A 19,566-nucleotide genomic window follows, 5' to 3' on the forward strand; every position below is an offset into this window, starting at 1 on the left:
ACAATCTCTTAGAAAAGAGCCTTAAGAAATGATTTTCAAATTTGGAACGATAAATATACTTATCTGTTTATGGAATATATCGAACTTTCGTTCTATACCATATATTTCCCATATGTTATAATGTGAAAAAATGCTTGGAGTGATTTCTATTTTTAATTTAGAGGGTATATTCAAAGAAAGTAACTCCTCTTTTTTAGAAAAGGAACAGAGGAGATTAACAGAACTATATAGTCTTAATCTCATTGGTACTCCAGAGGAAAAATCATTTGATCAAATAACAAATTTGGCAAGTAGGCTTTTTGGGGTTCCAATATCTCTTATAACATTAATAACCGAAGAAAAACAATGGTTTAAATCTTGTGTTGGGCTTCCAGACAATTTGAAGGAATCGCGCTCAACTGAACGAAGTGCTGCATTTTGTCATTATGTAGTTGCTGATGGGAACCCATTAGTTGTGCAGGATTCTTTAATGGATGATAGATTTATTAATAATCGCTTTGTAAAAGAATATAATATACGCTTTTACGCAGGTGCTCCTATTATTACGAAACATAATAATGTTTTAGGTTCATTATGTATTATAGATACAAAGCCTCGTTTATTTAGTGAAGACGAGTTAAACACTTTAATTGATTTAAGCAACTGGGTAACTGCAGAAATAGAACTAAAAGCTGATTTAATTGAGAGAACAATTAGTGAACAATCCATTCGAACGCTATATGAAGTGACAAGTAATAACGAGTTAAGTTTTCAAGATAAATTAAGAAATCTTTTGACATTAGGATGCAAGCGGTTTAATTTTCCTAATGGTGTTGTATCACGGATTAAGAAAGACCAATATGAGGTTCTTGAAGCAATTGGTGAATCAGGAGATTTCTTAACGCCAGGTGATCTACTTCCTTTAACAGATACGTTTTCATCAAAAGTAGCTGCTTCTTTAGAGCCGGTCCATATAAAAGATTCATATAATCAATACACGGTTAATGGATTTAAGATAGACGAATATATAGGAGCACCTATATTTGTAAATAAACAATTTTATGGTACGTTTTGTTTTATATCAGGAAGTCATGATGTACGAACGATATCTTCCTCAGATTTAGAGTTTTTACAATTAATGGCACAGTGGATTGGGAATGAACTGGAACGATTACAATCTGAAGCAAAACTAAAAGAAAGTCAGGAACGTTTGCAGCAAATTGCAAATAATATTAAGGAAGCATTTTGGATGTTTGATATAAAAAAGGAAAAACTCCTATATATGAGTTCCGCATGGTTTGATCTTTCTGGAATTACTATTGAAGATTTTAACCAAAATCCTACGTATTGGTTGAATGCTATTCATCCTGATGACCTTGAACACACAGTCAATCGTTTTAAAAATATAAAAGAAAGTGGAGAATTTGATTATCGGTTGTTTCATACAAATGGAACGATGCGTTGGATTCGTAATCGAATTGTACCAATTTTTAATAAAGAAGGAATGGTCTATAGAATAGCTGGAGTTGCGGAAGATATTACCGATTCTAAAATTAAGGAAGAATTACTACGAAAATCCGATAAGCTTGCAGCGGTTGGACAATTAGCGGCCAGTATTGCTCATGAAATTAGAAATCCATTAACTAGTATTAAAGGATTTATGCAATTACTTAATAATGAACAATTTTCATTTAAAGAGATATTACTATCAGAGTTTAATCAAATTGAAAATTTTATTAATGAAATTCTCATGCTTGCAAACCCTCATCATGAAACAAATTATAAGAAAAGGGATATTGTTAAGTTAATACAAGAAGTTGTGAATGCAATTGAAGGACAAGCCAACTTACATGATATCCAGTTTTCCTTAAAAATGTATGAAGAAACAATATCCATTCTTTGTGATGAGAATCAGATTAAACAGGTATTCCAAAATATTATTGAAAATGCAGTTGAGTCGATGCCTGATGGTGGATTGGTATCTATTGAAATTGGAACGGAAATGGAACAGTTTGTGTATGTCTTAGTTGAAGACCAGGGTATAGGCATCACAAAAGAAAGACTTTCGAAACTAGGGGAACCTTTTTACTCCAATAAAGAAAAAGGTAGTGGTTTAGGATTAATGATAAGCTATAAAATTATCCAAAATCATAAAGGTAGAATTGAATTTACGAGTCAGCTCAACATGGGTACAAAGGTGAAGATTTTATTACCTATAGAATATTAAAATATATGTAGAAATGCCCTTCTTAATTTAGTTTGAGAGGGGTTTTTTGCACGCTTTTATGATGTATTAAGAATTGCGTATCTCACATTTAATAAGGTCAGAGGAGCTTAAATAAACGTTTGTTTAAATGCATATTGGCTAAGAAACATCAAATACTAGAAGAAAAAGTGACTTTTGGAGGCATGTATGAATACGCTGATAATCCTGGTACATCCTTGTGAGGATAGTTTTAATCATGCTATATGCAATAAAGTAACAAATCATTTAATACATAAAAACTATGAGGTTAAAGTAAGGGATTTGTATAAACTGAGATTTAATCCTATATTAACAGAGGACAATCATACAAGCTTTTATCAAACGAAACTTCCTAAAGAAATTCAATTAGAACAGAATGAGATATCTTGGGCGGAAAACTTAATTTTTATTTTCCCTTCTTGGTGGTGTGGTATGCCTGCAATGATGAAAGGGTATTTTGATCGTGTATTTACCAATGGATTCGCTTTTAGATTTGAAAAAAGTCAAGTAGATGGACTTCTTAAAGGAAAGAAGGCAGTTATTTTTCAGACAACTAGCCAAACTGAGGAGTTTATGAAGCCTAATCAACTTGTATCATCAATGGAAACAGCGATGGATGTTGGTATTTTTGATTACTGTGGAATAGATGTTATCACCCATAAATTCTTCTTTTCTGTTCCGCATATTGATAAAGAATCGAGAGAAAAGATGTTGAAAGAGGCAGAAGGTATTGTTGATATTTTATAAAATGTAAAAGATGAAAAGATGGGGGACAGTCCCCTATTTACAAAATTTTAACAATTAAAGGTGTAATTCTATGTACTCTGTTAATATTGGTAATCATAGCTGTGATATAATAAACCTATTAATAGAGGAAAGAGTGGAAGGTAATGAAGAAGCTATCATATTTATTGATTGTTGTTGGTCTTTGTATAGTTGCTTATGCTGTATGGGAAATTGCTGATACAAAGATGCAAACTTCTAAGACTTTAGATGAGGCAAAAGCAATTGTTGAATCTCCGCCTAGTAAAGAAGTGTATAAAGTAGAGGACGGAACATTTAAACCGCCAATGGGTGAAGCAGTCGGCATTTTACAAATTCCAAGATTGAATGCGGATTTACCTATCGTTGAAGGAACGGATCCTGATGATCTTGAAAAAGGGGTTGGGCACTATAAAGGCAGCTATTACCCGGATGAAAAGGGCCAAATTGTCTTGTCAGGGCATCGTGACACGGTGTTTCGTAAGGCTGGAGAACTTGAAATAGGCGACTCACTTGAAATTGTCCTACCATACGGCAACTTTGAATATGAAATTACTGAAACGAAAATTGTGGAATCAGATGATTTAAGTATCATTACCCTGCAAAATGAAACAGAAGAGCTTCTCCTCACAACATGTTATCCATTCAGCTATGTCGGAAATGCTCCACAACGATATATTATTTATGCTAAAAAGAAGACAGTTTAATACGCTGTAATACGTAATTAGCCTGAGTCCGATTTGATAAGGACTCAGGCTATTTGTTTTTAATGGATAAAGGCTCTTTTCTAAGAGATTGTTGCTTTTACCTTTAGCTAGCATGTAATGAAGGTTGATCAAGGGAAATCTTCTTTCGATAAACAATTTTTGATAGTGTAATGCTAAATTCGTATAACAGCAATAACGGCACAATGACTAAAATGTCAGATATAAAATCAGGTGGTGTAATAAAAACGGATATTACAATTAAGATAAAATAAGAAATCTTTCTTGTTTTTGCAAGTTTCTGTGGATTAATAATACCTAGTCTTGTTAAAAACATAAAGACTGCTGGCATCTCAAATAAAAATCCAAAAGGTAATGTAAGGTTAATCATAAAGCGAAAGTATTTATCTACAGTAAAAAATGTTTCAAATTGATTTCCTGCTAGACTTTGTAAAAAGCCTAGTACGATTGGGAATAATAAAAAATAACCGAAGGCAATTCCTAAAATAAATAAGATAAAAATACCTGGGATAAATGCTAATGTTACACGTTGTTCCTCTTTTTTTAATCCAGGTTTGACAAATAACCATACTTGAAAAGCAGCAATAGGAATAGTTAGTGTGATTGCGCTAAATCCAGCAATCGCCATATATACCCAAAGGATATCTCCAGGACCTAATATGGCTAATTTATCATCTAGGTCTTTTACTAAGAAGTCATGAATATCCTTTACGAAAATAAAGGAGACAGTCAGAAAAATAATAAAGGAAATCAGCGTAATAATGATTCGTTTTCGTAACTCTCCTAAATGTTCAATAACGTTCTTTTCTGTTAAATCCATATGTAAAGCTCCTTTCTGAAAAAGAAAACAAAACACTATGTTTTCAGCTTTATAAGAGAAAAAAATGTAAGCAGGCAACTGAATTGACCCACTTACATCTTTCCTTTTTAGCTACCTGTCTTACTTTTGGAATTATCAATCGCTTGAAGCTGTTTTACATCCTCTGAGTGATTCTTTTCCTTACTATCTCCATTTACTAGATCATTTGTTGCTTTTTTGAATTCTTTTAAGGTTGATCCGAAAGCTCGTCCTATTTCAGGAAGCTTTGAAGGACCGAAAATAATTAATGCGATCACTAGGATTATGATTAGTCCGGGAATACCTATGTTTTGTAACATATGAAACCTCCAATATATAAGTAATAGTTTGTTTAAAGGATAGGCATGCCATTTCTATGGAGTGCAGCTGCTTCTAGAACAGACATCCCTTGATTTTCAGCAAAAGCAACAAGCTTATCTGAAACAATAGGTGCAAAATTACTTGGTGGTGCGGCATGTCCCATTAGACGTTGTCTTGCAGAGTTACGACGTGCAAAAGGACCCCAAATTGCAAAAGTTATTCCAGGAGTCTGACAATTAACAAAAAAGGTTTTTCCGTCTGGAGAGAAGGTAGGGCCGGCTAATTCACTCCCGTTTAGGCGGTTTTCTGCAAATACGTAAACCTCACCCTCAGGAGTTAAGCCGATCATTCTGTCTGAATCTCCACCATCTTCTGCAATCCATAAATCTCCCCAAGGTGTAATGCAAATATTATCAGGTGCCTCTAAATCATTTGCATCTGAAGATTCATAAAATAACTCTAACGTGTTAGTTGCAGGAATATAGCGATAAACACGACCTTTTCTTGCATCACCAGCAGAAGTATCATCAAACCAGAAAACTCCTCCTGCAAAATAGGCACCCTCTAGACGACTAAATATAATACATCCTTTTTGCTCAGCTTCAAGAGTTGGCTTCTCAGGATCTACATCTTTCCAAACAATCCCGAACTTTTGACCTTGATTAAAGGAACTTGCTAACGTATGTCCGATTTCTTCAATAGCAGCAGCTTGTAGCTTTCCACCTTTTTGAAGAGCTCCAGGTTTTCTGCTTGTATCGTTTGGAATAAAACGATATAAAAAGCTTTTTGAAGCATCCTCAGTAAGGTAAACATAGCCAGTTGCAGGATCAATAGCTGTTGCCTCATGGGAAAAGGCACCCATTTCTTTAATTGGCGTTTTGGATAGGTTATTTTCAGGTTCATTAGGATCGACTTCAAATACATAGCCGTGACCTTCATTCATTGTTTCTTCACAAGTTAACCAAGTGCCCCATGGTGTTGCCCCTCCAGCACAATTACGAATTGTACCAGCGGAAGTAATATACTCTTTTACAACTTCACGATTAGGTGTAACAACAAGCGCTGATGTACCACCTGTTTTGCTCTTGTCATACGGGTTCTTTCCTTCAACAGGATACTTTGTGTTTCCACTAAGCTCATGATTCCGAACAAGAATCGTTGAATTATGAGGTCCAGAAAAAGCAGCCATTCCATCAAACATTGCTGGAATTGGACGTCCATCTGAAAGCTGTCCACCCTCTTCAGAGATAATTTTGTAATGGAAACCTTGTGGAAGATCTAAAATTCCATTGGGATCCTTTACAAGTGGACCATACCCACCAAATCCGCTCGTAGCTGTCCCTGATGCAGCAAAACCTTTTTTTGCATTTGCAAGTGAGAACACACCTGTAGCTCCTAAAGACAATGCAACTGTACTCATACCTCCAACCTTTAAAAAGTCCCTACGATTCATGTTTTTAAACTCTTTTTGGTTTTTCAATGGAGATCCCTCCTTGATATTTTGAGATGAGTTTCATTGCTGTAAGTCTATGTACAAGCTACCAATTGAATATTAACGAAATGCATGTGTTATGTTAATGTTTTATTAATTAAGAAAAACAAGTAAAAAGCACCAGTCTTTAAGTAGGTTATAGGTAATAACACAACCCTTAAATTCTGGTGCTAAACTTGATTTAGTTAGGTAATTAGTAGTAGTGTTATGCTTTCTTTACTAATGGCAGTATGTCCTTTGGGAGCTCAGCCTCAACATCTATTTCTTCACCTGTTAATGGATGAAGAAGAGAAACCTTCGCTGCATGGAGGGCTTGCCTGCTAATGATCCCTTTTTTCCCACCATATAAAACATCTCCAATAATCGGGTAACCAATTGAGCTTAAATGTACCCGAATTTGATGGGTTCTCCCTGTATCAAGCTGAAGAGATACAATCGATAGATTATTAGCTGGTAGATATTGTTCTACTTGATAATGTGTCAACGCCTTTTGACCTTTGGGGGAAACTCTCCTCCGTGTAGCGTGATGTCGGTCTCTTCCGATCGGTTGGTTAATTTCTCCTTTTAAATGAGGTAATTTTCCTTCGACAATAGCCATATATGTACGTTTAATCTTTCTTAGCTCTAGAGCTTGATCCAGAAGGGAATGGGCTAAGTCATGTTTTGCAAATATGATTGCACCAGACGTATCTTTATCTAGCCGATGGATATGTCTGATTTTTAATTGGAGACCGTTCATTTGATAATAAAAGGCAATATGATTTGCTAAAGTTCCTTTTTGCTCAGGATCATTCGGATGCGTGTCAATTCCTGCTTTTTTATTGACGATTAACAAATGATCATCTTCATATAGAACATCAATAGGTCGATACTCAGGTATTACTCCGAAATCTTCATTCTTAAATATATGTAAATATAAGCGGTCACCAAGATTAAGTCTATGATTGACGTCTGCTTTGCTATCATTTTTTTTTATAGCTGATTCATTATTCCACTTCTGGATAAGCGCTTTAGAAACACCGAGTTCCTTTGAAAGGAAGTGAAAAACGGTGTTAGGAGTCCATTCACTAGGAATTACAATTTCTAGCCATTCGCCTATTTTTTTCAAGCTGATCACCAATCCTTTTATGTACGTGTTGTTTTTATATTAGGGAAGGGAAATTTTCTCCCTTTCCACGGACTAACTGCCAAGCCTTCTCACTCAGTTAGTTCTCCCGTAGTAGTGTCGCAGATTTCCTTTATTTATTAACAGTGTTGTTTTAAAGAGCCTTTTAAAAAGTATACAGAACTAATAATGGATGTACAATCTAGTTCCGGTAACACTTACCTCTGCAATGTCGAAATAGAGTGTGGTATGCTTACTATAGTTAAGATAAAGAAGAATGGAAGATTTGAAGAACTTGGCTTATCGATAGCCTTGGTTTTTTAAATATAAGACTCTAAAAAGGGTGATAGTAATGAAGGTTGTTGTTGCGTCAACAGAAGAACAAGAACGTCATATAGATGAGCTTGTTGAACAAATATATACGGAAGTATTTCCAAGGTTTTTCCCAGATACTGAAATTAAAACCTTAAAAGGCCAAAAAGTGTTACAGCCCCAGGATTCAGATCAAATGTATAATGGTACATTGAAAGATGCCTTTCAAATTATTTCTAGTCTCCAAGCTGTCATTGCCGTATTGGAACATATTAACGATTGCAAGAATGAACGGGAGTATCAAGAAATGTTTGAACGTAATTGCAATAATTTAAATGAATATGGATACTTTTTCCCACTATCATTTTCTCAATTTAAAGAGGCTAAGAGTCAGGACGGGGAATTCAGTCAGTTTATTAAGCCGGCAAATAGCTTGATAATATAAGTAGAAAACGCGGTCCTTTACTGGAACCGCGTCTTTTTGCTTATTGTAGAAATATCAATAAAGATTAGCCTCAGACTTCAGATCGAAATCCAAGTATTTCTTTACTCAGCCTTCCAATCTGTTAACAGAGTATGGAAAGCTTCTTCTGTATTAGATCCCTCACTACGAGCAACTTCTTTTCCATCTTTGTAATGGACAAGAGTTGGGGTAGCATTAATTCGGTATTGATTCCAACCATCTTCGTACTCTAATAAGTTAAATTGATTGATTTCAACACCAACCTCTTCAGCTACAGGCATAAGAACTGGTGTAGTAACCTGACAGTGTTCACAAGTAGGGCTAAAGAAATAGACAATCATATCCTCTTTATCTTCTAACTTTTGTTCTAACTCATCAGGAAGAATGATGTTTTGATAATTAGGATCATCTAATTGATCTATTGTGGCAGTATGTAAATCAGACTTTCCGTATACATTGCCTTCTGCCTTTTCACTTTTTTGATAGGTTGTTACAAATGCTAAAGTTCCAAAGAGAACAATAATAATTGCACCAAAAATAAGTATTTTTTTCAACTTAACGACCTGCCTTTTTTAAAATTAGTATGCTTGTAATGAAAATGATGATAAATGCTATCAGTGCCAAGAAAGGGATGGTAATAAACCCAAGCCAGTTTATGTATTCACCAGTACAAGGAACGATACCACATGAAATTGATTTTTCACCCAAAAAATCAATCTTTTGGATGCTGTAATGGTAGATGGAAATACATCCGCCAATCGCTGATAGAATTAGTGAATAAAGAGCGATCGAAGCATCTTTTTTAAATACGCCAATTCCTAAAATAATAACTAACGGATACATAAATATTCGTTGGTACCAACAAAGTTCACATGGTGTATATTCTAATATTTCTGAAAAGTAGAGGCTTCCCAGTGTAGCAATAAAAGAAGCAATCCAGCCAATAGACAATAAATTTTCAACTCGCTTTTCATTCGAGCTCGACATGACATCCCCTCGCAATTACTATGTTTTCTTAAATTATAGTCGTTCCACAATGGACTGTAAAATGGATAGACTGTGAATTTGCAGGAAATTATTGTTGAATTTAACTTAATTTTAATAATCGAACGAAATGTAAGCATGATTACTTATTAATTTTCACTGATATTTTACAAAATATCCATGATAAAAACTTCTATAAATAAAGTTCAAACAACTGCCCATACTATGATTCGAAAGGGGTGGATCATCTTGAATACAATTCAAGAATGTATGACAACTAATGTAGAAACTGTATCTTCTAATCAAACGATTAAAGAAGCTGCAGAAATCATGAGCCAAAATAATGTTGGTTCGATTCCAGTTGTAGATAATGGTCAGCTTAAAGGAATTATTACGGACCGTGATATCACGACTCGTTCAACTGCACAAGGTGGAGATAGTAATACACCTATTTCACAAGTCATGTCGACAAACCTTGTCTCAGGACATACATCAATGTCCACAGAGGAAGCAGCAAAGGTAATGGCACAGCATCAAATTCGCCGCTTACCTATCGTTGAAAACAATCAGCTAGTAGGTATCGTCGCTCTCGGAGACTTAGCAACTAACCAAATGTCAGATCAGGCTGCAGGAGTAGCATTAACAAACATTTCTGAGCCAAATAAAACATCATAAGCAAAGAAGGGGTAGGCACTTTTGCCTGCCTCTTTTTCATGGTGTTAAATAAGGTTTATGGTTGAAATTTTATTATCAAGGTGGTTCAAATAATAAGGTAGTGGTTAAATAATGAGTTCAATCAAGACCATTTGGCTTCATAAACTCATAACATTGGGCTGAAGAATGAAAAACTAATCCAATTTTTGTATAATACATAAGAGGTGATGAAATCCATGATAAAAGCAATTATTTTTGACTTTGATGGTTTGATTTTAGATACAGAAACGCATGAATATGAAGTATTATGTGAAATTTTTGCAGAACATGAATGTGAATTACCATTAAGTATTTGGGGGAAATTGATTGGTACAAAATCAGATTTTAGTCCTTTTACATATCTTGAAGAACAAGCTAAAAAAGCACTTGACCATAATGAATTGTCAAACCTACAGAAAGAGCGATTTTCGCAAAGAATTGCTCAAGAAAAGACAAGACCAGGTGTTATTGACTATTTAGAAGCAGCCAAAACACTTGGCCTAAAAATAGGGCTTGCTTCTAGCTCGAATTACGAATGGGTGTCATCTCATTTAAAAAGACTAAATCTATTAGATCGTTTTAAATGTATTCGGACTTCTGATCATGTTGAGTTTGTAAAACCTGACCCTGCATTATATTTAGAAGCAGCAAAATGTCTTGGGGTAAAACCTGAGGAGTGCATTGCTTTTGAAGACTCAGCAAATGGTGCGTTAGCAGCGAAGCGTGCAGGGATGAAATGCGTAACTGTACCAAACACAGTTACAAAAGATTTAGTTTTTTGCCAAGTAGATCACAGCTTAGAATCAATGGCACATATGGAACTAAAGGAATTAATCTCGTTTTTAGAATAGCAATAAAGGGTAATATATCATTGAGATATTTATTTCAAAGGAGCTACCATCATGTCAGAAGAGCTAGATTTATCTAAATTTGAGAAAAAAATGATTATACGTAATATCGAAGAGAGTGATATTGATGAACTTTTAAAGCTTCAAAATAAATGTTTTCCAGGTATGACACCTTGGAAGCGAGAACACCTTGAAAGTCATATAGAGCATTTTCAAGATGGTCAGTTTTGTGCGGAATTAGAAGGGAAAATCATTGGTTCATGCTCTAGTTTGTTAATCAACTTTGATGAATATGATGATCGTCATACATGGGATGATATTACTGATAATGGTTATATTACAAACCATAATCCAGACGGATACAATATGTATGGAATTGAAGTGATGGTACATCCAAACTACCGTCGCATGAAAATAGGACACCGTTTATATGAGGCTAGGAAGGACTTAGCTAGAAGATTAAACTTAAAAAGCATAATCATTGGTGGACGAATCCCTAATTATTACAAATATGCAGATGAATTAACACCTAGAGAATATGTGCAGCAAGTTACATTACATAAAATATATGATCCAGTTCTATCTTTCCAACTTTTAAATGAATTTACATTGATGAGAATAAACCCAAATTATTTATCAGATGATTTAGCTTCATATAAGTATGCAACACTTATGGAATGGAATAACGTTGATTATCAGCCTAATACAAAGCGTTATTATAAAACATCTCATCCAGTCCGAGTATGTGTTGTGCAATATATGATGAAACAAATTAACTCCTTTGAGGAATTTGCAAAGCAAGTAGAGTATTACACAGATGTTGCATCAGATGCTGGTTCTGATTTTGCAGTGTTTCCAGAAATTTTCACAACTCAGCTTATGTCCTTCCATGATGAAAAAGTACCAAGTAAAGCAATTCAAAAATTGACAGAGTATACGGAAGAATATATTGAGCTTTTCACTGAATTGGCAGTCCGTTATAACGTGAATATTATCGGCGGTTCACATGTTGTTGAGGAAGAAGGGCGAATTTACAATATTGCTTACTTATTTAGACGTGACGGAACAATTGAGAAACAATATAAACTTCATATTACCCCAAATGAAAGAAAATGGTGGGGGATTAGCCGTGGAGATCAAGTGAAGGTGTTTAATACAGACTGTGGTAAAATTGCAATCCAAATTTGCTATGACATTGAATTTCCAGAGCTTGCAAGAATTGCGACTGATAAAGGAGCTAAAATCATTTTCACGCCGTTTTGTACGGAGGATCGTCAAGGTTATTTAAGAGTTCGTTATTGTGCTCAAGCACGTGCAGTTGAAAATCAAATCTATACAGTTATCGCTGGAACTGTCGGTAACCTACCACAAACAGAAAATATGGACATTCAATATGCCCAATCAGCTATTTTCGCACCATCTGATTTTGAATTTGCGCGAGATGGAATCGTTGTGGAATGTAATCCAAATATTGAAATGGTGGCGATTGGGGACGTTGACTTAGAGATCTTAAGACGCCAACGACAATCAGGAACTGTGAATCAATTAAAAGATCGAAGAAAGGATATTTATTCGATTAATTATAAAAAGAATCATTAATGATTTTGTAGGCTGACTCACGACTGGGTCAGTTTTTTCGTAGTTAGCAGAACTGCAAAATTCTTGTACTATGGAAAACACTTTGACATCCAGCTTCAGCGCTTTTATTCTAAAGCTATCCCAAATGTAAAAAAGTTCTCAAATAAAAATCAAGAAGCAGTCGTCGGCTTTTGTCGATCAATTAATATGTTAAAAAAGTAAAAAATAAAGTGTATTCTACTTATTAATATTAATCTACTTTTACAAAGTTGTTCTAAAATAACTTCTTAATACTAACCCTCTCAAAGGTAGTCGAAAACTGCAGAATTTGTAGAAATTCAATTACGTGGAAAGTCCTAGAATATGCTAAAATAGGAATGTTATTTCGAGAGAATACTATGAAAAAATCCAGGAGGTAAAGATGAGCTGGGAACAAAGCTATCAACGTTGGAACAATAAACAAGATTTAGATCAAGAATTACAAACTCTATTAACTGAAATTAAAGGCAATGAAAAGGTGTTAGAAGATTGCTTTTACAAGGATTTAGAATTTGGAACGGGTGGAATGCGCGGAGAAATTGGTCCGGGTACAAACCGTATGAATTTATACACTGTTCGTAAAGCATCTGAAGGCTTGGCATCTTACATAGATTCTTTTGGTGAGGAAGCAAAAAAGCGTGGTGTAGCTATTGCTTATGATTCACGTCATAAGTCACCAGAATTCGCAATGGAAGCTGCAAAGACGTTGGCTTCTCATGGAATTCAAACATACGTATTTGAAGAGTTACGCCCGACTCCAGAACTATCATTTGCTGTACGCTACCTGAATGCATTTTCAGGGATTGTGATTACAGCAAGTCACAATCCTCCAGAGTATAATGGCTATAAAGTATATGGGGATGATGGTGGACAATTGCCGCCAGCCGCAGCTGATACAGTGATCTCCTATGTAAATAAAGTAGAGGATGAATTACTAGTAGAGGTAAAGGAAGAGGCTGAATTAAAAGAGCAAGGTCTCATCAAAATGATTGGTGAAGAAATTGATAAAGCTTATACAGAGAAACTGACAACAATCTCTGTTAATCCTACTCTTTCAAAAGAGGTAGATGTAAAAGTAGTGTTCACTCCATTACATGGAACAGCAAACAAACCTGTTCGTCGCGGATTACAAGCACTAGGCTATGAAAATGTAACTGTTGTAAAGGAGCAAGAACTACCAGATCCAAATTTTTCAACGGTTAAATCACCTAATCCAGAAGAGCATGATGCCTTCACACTTGCAATTCGTGACGGTGAGGCAATTGATGCAGATCTACTTATCGGTACAGATCCAGATGCAGACAGACTTGGTGTAGCGGTTAAAGATAATGAAGGTCAATATGTTGTCCTAACTGGTAACCAAACAGGAGCACTTCTTCTTCATTATTTACTCTCAGAGAAGAAAGTAAATGGGTCACTACCAAGCAATGGCGTTGTGTTAAAAACAATTGTAACTTCTGAAATTGGCCGTGATATTGCAAAATCATTCGGCTTAGATACTATAGATACGTTAACAGGATTTAAATTTATTGGTGAGAAAATTAACGAGTATGAAAGAACTGGACAATATCAATTCCAGTTTGGCTATGAAGAAAGCTATGGCTATTTAATTGGAGATTTTGCTCGTGATAAAGATGCAATCCAGGCTGCATTATTAGCAGTTGAAGTGAGTGCCTTTTATAAAAAGAAAGGGCTAACACTGTATCAAGGCTTGCTTGAAATCTTAAAAGAGTATGGCTACTATAAGGAAGGCTTGCAATCTCTTACCTTAAAAGGAAAAGAAGGAGCAGAACAAATCCAAAGCATTCTTCATTCCTTTAGAACAAATCCTCCAACTGAAGTAGCTGGTAAAAAAATTACGACAATTGAGGATTATAAAACAAGTGAACGTCAAAACGTATTAGGTGGCACAACAGAAAAGATCGATTTGCCTGGTTCCAATGTTTTAAAATATATTCTAGAAGATAATTCATGGTTCTGTGTAAGACCATCAGGAACAGAGCCAAAAGCAAAGTTTTACTTTGGGGTTAAGAGTGACACTCTAGAACAAAGTGAACAACAACTAGCAGCACTTGAAGCTGGTGTAATGGAAAAGGTAAATGAATTAATTGCTGCACTTAGCAAGTAAAATGATTGAAGCGGACAATAGCTGTTGTCCGCTTTCTAACAATTATTTAGGGGGCCTTTTATATGAATCCAATTTTAAATCAAGTTGGTACGATCTTTATCCCTGTGAGTAATCTTGTAGAGGCACGTGATTGGTATTGTGACATAATAGGTTTGCCTAAGGATGGAGAAATTCTATTTGAGCATTTATATGTGCTACCAATGAATGGAACAAATATTGTATTAGATAGTAAAATATTTTCGAAGGATGTAGTCTATAAAGTACCTGCATTTCATTTAAATACAAATAACATTAAGGAAGCCTACACCTATATGAAAATGAAGAATGTAGACCTAATAACTGAAATAGAACACAATCATTGGTTTAATTTTAAGGATCCTGACGGAAATATTTTAATGGTATGTCAATGTTAAATCTGTTATCCTCATAGATCCCTTTTTTTGTGCTTTTTACATAAATGTTGAAGGAAGTAAACGTAATTAGTAGAGCTACAACAAATAGAATCTTTGCAATTATCCATTTATTTTGACCATTAGAAGCTAAGAAATCCTCTACCGATGGGAACTTTGGATTCTCAGGTACAAATAAATTCTATAGAATGATCCTCGTAAAAATAATTCAAATCCGATTTTCTCCTTTCGTTTGTTGCTTTAAGATTAGTCTTCCCAAACAATCTAATTTCTCCAGAATCAATATGCATTAAATTCATCAAACAACGAATCAAAGATGTCTTACCTGCACTATTAGGTCCGATTAAACCTAATTGATCCTCAATAACCTTTAGCTGCCTTTCTTTTAAAAACTCCTTATTTTGTACAATATGAACAGTTAAGTCAATATAAAAAAAGGCTCTTTTCTAACAGATTGTTGCGTTTAAAACAAAAACTATTTCAGGTTGATTAGAACGGGTTGCGAGACTCCTGCGGGTGCAGCGGGACAGGTGAGACTCATACAGGCGTTTACGTCGAGGAGGCTTCACCGCACGCCCCGCGGAAAGCGAGTAACTCTCGCTGCAATCAGCCACACCCCATTACTCGGTAAATAGCTACAAAGTTTGCGAAAACAGCCAAGTAAAAAAACTACTTCAAAAGTCTTAGTAGAAATTCATACGGATAGCGAAGGTTTTCGGTGATAAGAAGTTGTTATAATAGGTAGTAAGAAACCATTGGGGCTAGGTGAGACTTGAATGAATGATAATCGAGTACACGAGTTAACTACGTTAAAAATAATTGCTGAAAAATTAAATGAAGCAACAGATGTAGAGGATATGTTAAAGGAAGTACTAAAGGAATTACTTCAAGTTATAGAACTTAATACAGGATGGATTTTCTTAATTAATAAGCAGGGTGAGTATGAATTAGCTGCAGATTATTCCTTACCAGAAGGTTTAACTTGGAATCGGAAAAAGCCAATGTGCCAAGGTGGCTGCTGGTGTATTGATAGTTATAAAGATGGACGATTGAAAAAGGCTGCCAATATTATTTCATGTAAAAGAATTGAAGAAGTGATCGAGCATAACTTGGGGGAAACAAGGGGCATTACTCATCATGCAACAGTACCATTACGAGCTGGTGATGAAAAGTTTGGTTTACTAAATGTTGCAGCTCCAAATAAAACGCATTTCTCCAATGAAGAGCTAGCATTATTAGAATCAGTTGCTTTTCAAATTGGAACAGCGATAAAGCGAATTGAGCTTGTAGAAAAAGAGAGAAGACATGCGTTAATTGAAGAAAGAAACAGGCTTGCACAGGATTTACATGATTCCGTTAATCAGTTGCTGTTTTCAATTATGTTGACTGCGCGAGGAACGAAAGAATTGACCGACCAGCCTGATATTAAGGAAATGCTCACTTATATGCAAGAGCTTTCACAGGAAGCATTAACAGAGATGAAGGCACTTATTTGGCAGTTACGGCCACAGGGATTAGAAAATGGAATCGCGGCAGCGCTGTTAAATTATGCAACAGTATTAGGATTAAAGATAGAATCGGAAATTGCAGGTGTTAATACACTGCCTTGCCATATTGAAGAAGAGCTTTGGCGATTTGGTCAAGAGGCATTAAATAATTGCAAAAAACATTCCGGTACAAATGAGGTTTTCCTTTCCATTACTCGTTCAAAGCAAACTGTGAAAATGATTGTTAGTGATCAAGGGATAGGCTTTCATTATGATGAGCAGGCTGTGATCCCATCATTAGGTCTTAAAGGAATGAAAGAACGTGTCATGAGATTAAATGGAAGCTTTAACATAATAAGTACTCCTAGTAAGGGTACGAAGATAGAAATTATGATTCCATTGCAAAAAGGGGTTTAATACATGGAGAAAATAAAAGTATTAATAGCAGATGATCATCATGTCGTGCGTAGGGGTTTGCTATTTTTCCTCAAAACACAAAGAGATATTGAGGTTATTGGCGAGGCGAAAAATGGAAAAGAAGCAGTAGAATTAGTTGCTGAGCTCGAGCCAGATGTTGTTTTGATGGATTTGTCTATGCCAGAAATGGACGGTGTGATGGCAACTAAAGCAATTCGAGAAATGAATGAGACAGTAAAAATTATTATATTAACGAGCTATGCGGATCAGGATCATGTTATCCCCGCCATTCGTGCTGGTGCATCTGGCTACCAACTCAAAGATATTGAGCCAGATGAGCTAGTTGAAACGATTCGGGATGTATTAAAGGGTGAGAGTAAGCTTCACCCAAAAGTTACTTCACATGTAATGACCCATTTATCAATGGGTGCGAATCAGAAAGCATCTAAAATAAGTGATTTGACAAAGCGGGAAAAAGATGTTTTAAACGAGCTAGCTAAGGGGAAGAGCAATAAGGAAATTGCTTCGTCATTATTTATAACTGAAAAAACGGTGAAAACACATGTATCAAATATCCTTGCAAAGCTGCAGCTTTCTGATCGAACACAGGCTGCGTTATATGCAGTGAAAAATGGATATATAGTGAAAGAATAATTGGGAGTAGATAAAATTGAAAATATTAGTTATTAATGGAAGTCCAAGAAAAAAAGGTAGAACAAGAATAGCCGCATCATTTATTGCAAAGACATATGATACAGAATACTTTGATATAAGTGAAAAAGATGTACCATTATTTAATGGAGAAGAAGAACAGAAACAGCTCCAAGTAGTTAAAGATTTAAAGCAAGCAGTATCAACTGCAGATGCTATTATTTTATTATCACCTGAATACCACAGTGGTATGAGTGGTGCATTAAAGAATGCGTTAGACTTTTTAAGTAGTGAACAGTTCGCACATAAGCCAGTAGGATTAATTGCTGTTGCTGGTGGAGGTAAAGGTGGAATAAATGCATTAAATAATATGAGAACGGTTATGCGTGGAGTTTACGCGAATGCAATTCCGAAGCAATTAGTACTTGATCCGGTTTGCTTTGATTACGACAAGAATGAAATCAAAACAGAGCCTGCATTGCTTGTTAAACAATTAATTGAAGAATTAACAGTTTTCACAAATGTATTCAATGAATTAAATAAATAAGAAAGAGGCTGACATTAGGTAGTATGGCAAATACTAACTAAGTAACAGCCTCTTTTTTATCTTTTATTGTACTGTGGATAAGCGTTTGACGTTCAGCGCTTGCGCTTTTAGTCTTTACATCTGATGAGCATATTCCATTTCTGGATATTCAACAGCATGATCAATATATCTGAGTAATGAATATAACTGTTTCTCGACTTCTTTGTAGTCATGTTCAAAGTTATATGCATGTAAAAACTGCTCTATTTTCTTCGACAGGAAATCGTCCTTAGTGCGGACCATTAGTATAAGCAAGTTATCCCACTGTGAACGATGAGTGTAGTACAATGCTTTATCATAATCAACACTGTTCATTCAATCCCTCCTTCTTAAGGAGATATGATTATTGTGTGTCTCCTGAGCATTTTCTTACTGTGTAAAACTTGGTGTTGTTGCTATATAAGGTATGGAAGTGATTACCCTAATAAAAAAACAATGTGTTGGAAAGATAAAAAACAAAAAGGATGTTAAACAAATAATGATTAAAAGGATTTTTACATTTTTTATCGTTTTCTTTTTAGGAATAAGCCATGCTCATGCCTTAACAACTGAAATGTATACATATGAACGAATGAAGGACCAAATAAACTCCTTAGCTAAAACATATCAGTTGGAATTGAAAACAATTGGTCAATCTGAATTTGGCAGAGACCTTTTAGCTGTTAAGGTTGGACAGGGCTCGAATTCGATTCTGATAACTGGAAGTCATCATGGACGGGAATGGCTTACAACGCATGTCATCATGAACATGATAGAACAATATGCATCGGCATATGAGAAAAACCAATCATTATTTGGTCATAATCTTAATATATTGGATCAAATCTCAATTTGGTTTGTCCCAATGGTTAATCCAGATGGTGTAACGATACAGCAGGAAGGGATAAAAGAGTTACCACTTTTGTTACAAGAGATATATGTAGATATGAATAAAGGAAATGAGGACTTTTCTAGATGGAAAGCTAATGGTTTAGGTGTCGATCTAAACCGACAGTATCCAGCAGGTTGGGAACAAATTGAAGGAAACCAACGATACGCATCCTATTCGCATTATAAAGGTCAAAAGCCTTTAGAGGCGAAGGAAACACTGGCTCTTACCACCTTTACTAAACAAGTTCGTCCCTTAGTATCTGCCTCGTACCATACTTCTGGCCGTATGATTTATTGGTATTATTTTAATGAAATTGAGCATTTGCAACGTGATCATGATCTTATTGAACAGATTGCAAATAAGACGGGATATGAAATATCATATCCACCTGCAAATGCAATTGGTGGAGGGTATACGGATTGGTTTATTCAAACATACAAAAAACCAGCATTAACCATTGAGCTGAGCTATCCAGTAGAAGAAACAAACCCACCTTTATCTGATTTGGAGGAAGAGTGGAAACGAAATAGGGAAATTGGACTTATTATGGCTAAATATGCTGAGAGTGAAGTTCTAAAATGATGCAGTGATGATGAATAGGATAAAAAAAATTGGGCAAATTAACTTCATAT

21 protein-coding genes are annotated in these 19,566 nt (G+C 35.3%); 13 read left to right on the forward strand and 8 right to left on the reverse strand.

The window, feature by feature from the left end:
- Positions 1-130: 130 nt before the first annotated feature.
- The 3 genes from I7822_RS14225 to srtD all read left to right on the forward strand — a co-directional run bounded on the left by I7822_RS14225 (position 131) and on the right by srtD (position 3,693).
- Positions 131-2,206, forward strand: a complete 2,076-nt coding sequence (locus I7822_RS14225; protein WP_207979254.1) for a GAF domain-containing protein — start codon at positions 131-133, stop codon at positions 2,204-2,206.
- 186 nt (positions 2,207-2,392) lie between these two features.
- Positions 2,393-2,971 carry an NAD(P)H-dependent oxidoreductase gene (locus I7822_RS14230; RefSeq protein ID WP_207979256.1) on the forward strand — a complete coding sequence of 193 codons (579 nt, stop codon included), beginning with the start codon at positions 2,393-2,395 and terminating at the stop codon, positions 2,969-2,971.
- Between the two features lie 143 nt (positions 2,972-3,114).
- Positions 3,115-3,693, forward strand: a complete 579-nt coding sequence (gene srtD, locus I7822_RS14235) for a class D sortase, LPxTATN-specific (RefSeq protein WP_207979258.1) — start codon at positions 3,115-3,117, stop codon at positions 3,691-3,693.
- A gap of 103 nt (positions 3,694-3,796) precedes the next feature.
- On the opposite strand, the gene tatC is transcribed toward srtD, so the two are convergent.
- From tatC to I7822_RS14255, 4 genes are all read right to left on the reverse strand, one after another.
- Positions 3,797-4,531, reverse strand: coding sequence for a twin-arginine translocase subunit TatC (tatC, locus tag I7822_RS14240; protein WP_207979259.1), 735 nt, complete (start codon positions 4,529-4,531; stop codon positions 3,797-3,799).
- 107 nt (positions 4,532-4,638) lie between these two features.
- On the reverse strand, positions 4,639-4,869 hold the full coding sequence (tatA, locus tag I7822_RS14245) for a twin-arginine translocase TatA/TatE family subunit (RefSeq protein ID WP_207979260.1): 231 nt from the start codon (positions 4,867-4,869) through the stop codon (positions 4,639-4,641).
- Between the two features lie 32 nt (positions 4,870-4,901).
- Entirely contained in the window at positions 4,902-6,350 is a 1,449-nt protein-coding gene (locus tag I7822_RS14250) for an alkaline phosphatase PhoX (protein WP_243459473.1), read from the reverse strand.
- Positions 6,351-6,567: 217 nt separating this feature from the next.
- Positions 6,568-7,476, reverse strand: a complete 909-nt coding sequence (locus I7822_RS14255; protein ID WP_207979498.1) for an RluA family pseudouridine synthase — start codon at positions 7,474-7,476, stop codon at positions 6,568-6,570.
- A 343-nt stretch (positions 7,477-7,819) separates the two neighbouring features.
- On the opposite strand from I7822_RS14255, the gene I7822_RS14260 reads away from it, so the two are divergent.
- The gene (locus tag I7822_RS14260; protein WP_207979262.1) at positions 7,820-8,224 is read left to right on the forward strand and encodes a DUF5365 family protein; all 405 of its coding nucleotides are present in this window, start codon (positions 7,820-7,822) and stop codon (positions 8,222-8,224) included.
- A gap of 101 nt (positions 8,225-8,325) precedes the next feature.
- Here the strand turns inward: I7822_RS14260 and I7822_RS14265 are convergent, their stop codons facing one another.
- Entirely contained in the window at positions 8,326-8,796 is a 471-nt protein-coding gene (locus I7822_RS14265) for a thioredoxin family protein (protein WP_207979263.1), read from the reverse strand.
- A gap of 1 nt (position 8,797) precedes the next feature.
- Positions 8,798-9,229, reverse strand: coding sequence for a disulfide oxidoreductase (locus tag I7822_RS14270; RefSeq protein WP_207979265.1), 432 nt, complete (start codon positions 9,227-9,229; stop codon positions 8,798-8,800).
- A gap of 246 nt (positions 9,230-9,475) precedes the next feature.
- Between I7822_RS14270 and I7822_RS14275 the strand changes: the two genes are divergently transcribed.
- From I7822_RS14275 to I7822_RS14295, 5 genes are all read left to right on the forward strand, one after another.
- Entirely contained in the window at positions 9,476-9,901 is a 426-nt protein-coding gene (locus tag I7822_RS14275) for a CBS domain-containing protein (protein WP_207979266.1), read from the forward strand.
- 215 nt (positions 9,902-10,116) lie between these two features.
- The gene (locus I7822_RS14280) at positions 10,117-10,770 is read left to right on the forward strand and encodes an HAD family hydrolase (RefSeq protein ID WP_207979268.1); all 654 of its coding nucleotides are present in this window, start codon (positions 10,117-10,119) and stop codon (positions 10,768-10,770) included.
- A gap of 51 nt (positions 10,771-10,821) precedes the next feature.
- Positions 10,822-12,366 carry a bifunctional GNAT family N-acetyltransferase/carbon-nitrogen hydrolase family protein gene (locus I7822_RS14285; RefSeq protein WP_207979269.1) on the forward strand — a complete coding sequence of 515 codons (1,545 nt, stop codon included), beginning with the start codon at positions 10,822-10,824 and terminating at the stop codon, positions 12,364-12,366.
- A gap of 400 nt (positions 12,367-12,766) precedes the next feature.
- Entirely contained in the window at positions 12,767-14,512 is a 1,746-nt protein-coding gene (locus tag I7822_RS14290; RefSeq protein ID WP_207979270.1) for a phospho-sugar mutase, read from the forward strand.
- 62 nt (positions 14,513-14,574) lie between these two features.
- The gene (locus I7822_RS14295) at positions 14,575-14,925 is read left to right on the forward strand and encodes a VOC family protein (RefSeq protein WP_207979271.1); all 351 of its coding nucleotides are present in this window, start codon (positions 14,575-14,577) and stop codon (positions 14,923-14,925) included.
- 161 nt (positions 14,926-15,086) lie between these two features.
- On the opposite strand, the gene I7822_RS29930 is transcribed toward I7822_RS14295, so the two are convergent.
- Positions 15,087-15,350, reverse strand: a complete 264-nt coding sequence (locus tag I7822_RS29930) for an ATP-binding cassette domain-containing protein (RefSeq protein WP_207979506.1) — start codon at positions 15,348-15,350, stop codon at positions 15,087-15,089.
- Between the two features lie 348 nt (positions 15,351-15,698).
- Between I7822_RS29930 and I7822_RS14305 the strand changes: the two genes are divergently transcribed.
- The 3 genes from I7822_RS14305 to I7822_RS14315 are packed head-to-tail and all read left to right on the forward strand — an operon-like array spanning position 15,699 to position 18,024.
- Positions 15,699-16,826 (forward strand): GAF domain-containing sensor histidine kinase, encoded by a 1,128-nt coding sequence (locus I7822_RS14305; RefSeq protein WP_207979272.1) that lies wholly within the window; start codon positions 15,699-15,701, stop codon positions 16,824-16,826.
- Between the two features lie 3 nt (positions 16,827-16,829).
- Positions 16,830-17,480 carry a response regulator gene (locus I7822_RS14310; RefSeq protein WP_243459475.1) on the forward strand — a complete coding sequence of 217 codons (651 nt, stop codon included), beginning with the start codon at positions 16,830-16,832 and terminating at the stop codon, positions 17,478-17,480.
- Between the two features lie 16 nt (positions 17,481-17,496).
- Positions 17,497-18,024, forward strand: coding sequence for an NADPH-dependent FMN reductase (locus tag I7822_RS14315; RefSeq protein WP_207979273.1), 528 nt, complete (start codon positions 17,497-17,499; stop codon positions 18,022-18,024).
- Positions 18,025-18,138: 114 nt separating this feature from the next.
- Here the strand turns inward: I7822_RS14315 and I7822_RS14320 are convergent, their stop codons facing one another.
- The gene (locus tag I7822_RS14320; protein WP_066337175.1) at positions 18,139-18,378 is read right to left on the reverse strand and encodes a YhdB family protein; all 240 of its coding nucleotides are present in this window, start codon (positions 18,376-18,378) and stop codon (positions 18,139-18,141) included.
- A gap of 163 nt (positions 18,379-18,541) precedes the next feature.
- On the opposite strand from I7822_RS14320, the gene I7822_RS14325 reads away from it, so the two are divergent.
- Positions 18,542-19,516 (forward strand): M14 family zinc carboxypeptidase, encoded by a 975-nt coding sequence (locus tag I7822_RS14325; RefSeq protein WP_207979274.1) that lies wholly within the window; start codon positions 18,542-18,544, stop codon positions 19,514-19,516.
- Positions 19,517-19,566: the final 50 nt, after the last annotated feature.

This window comes from Metabacillus bambusae (assembly GCF_017497975.1).
GTDB lineage: Bacteria > Bacillota > Bacilli > Bacillales > Bacillaceae > Metabacillus > Metabacillus bambusae.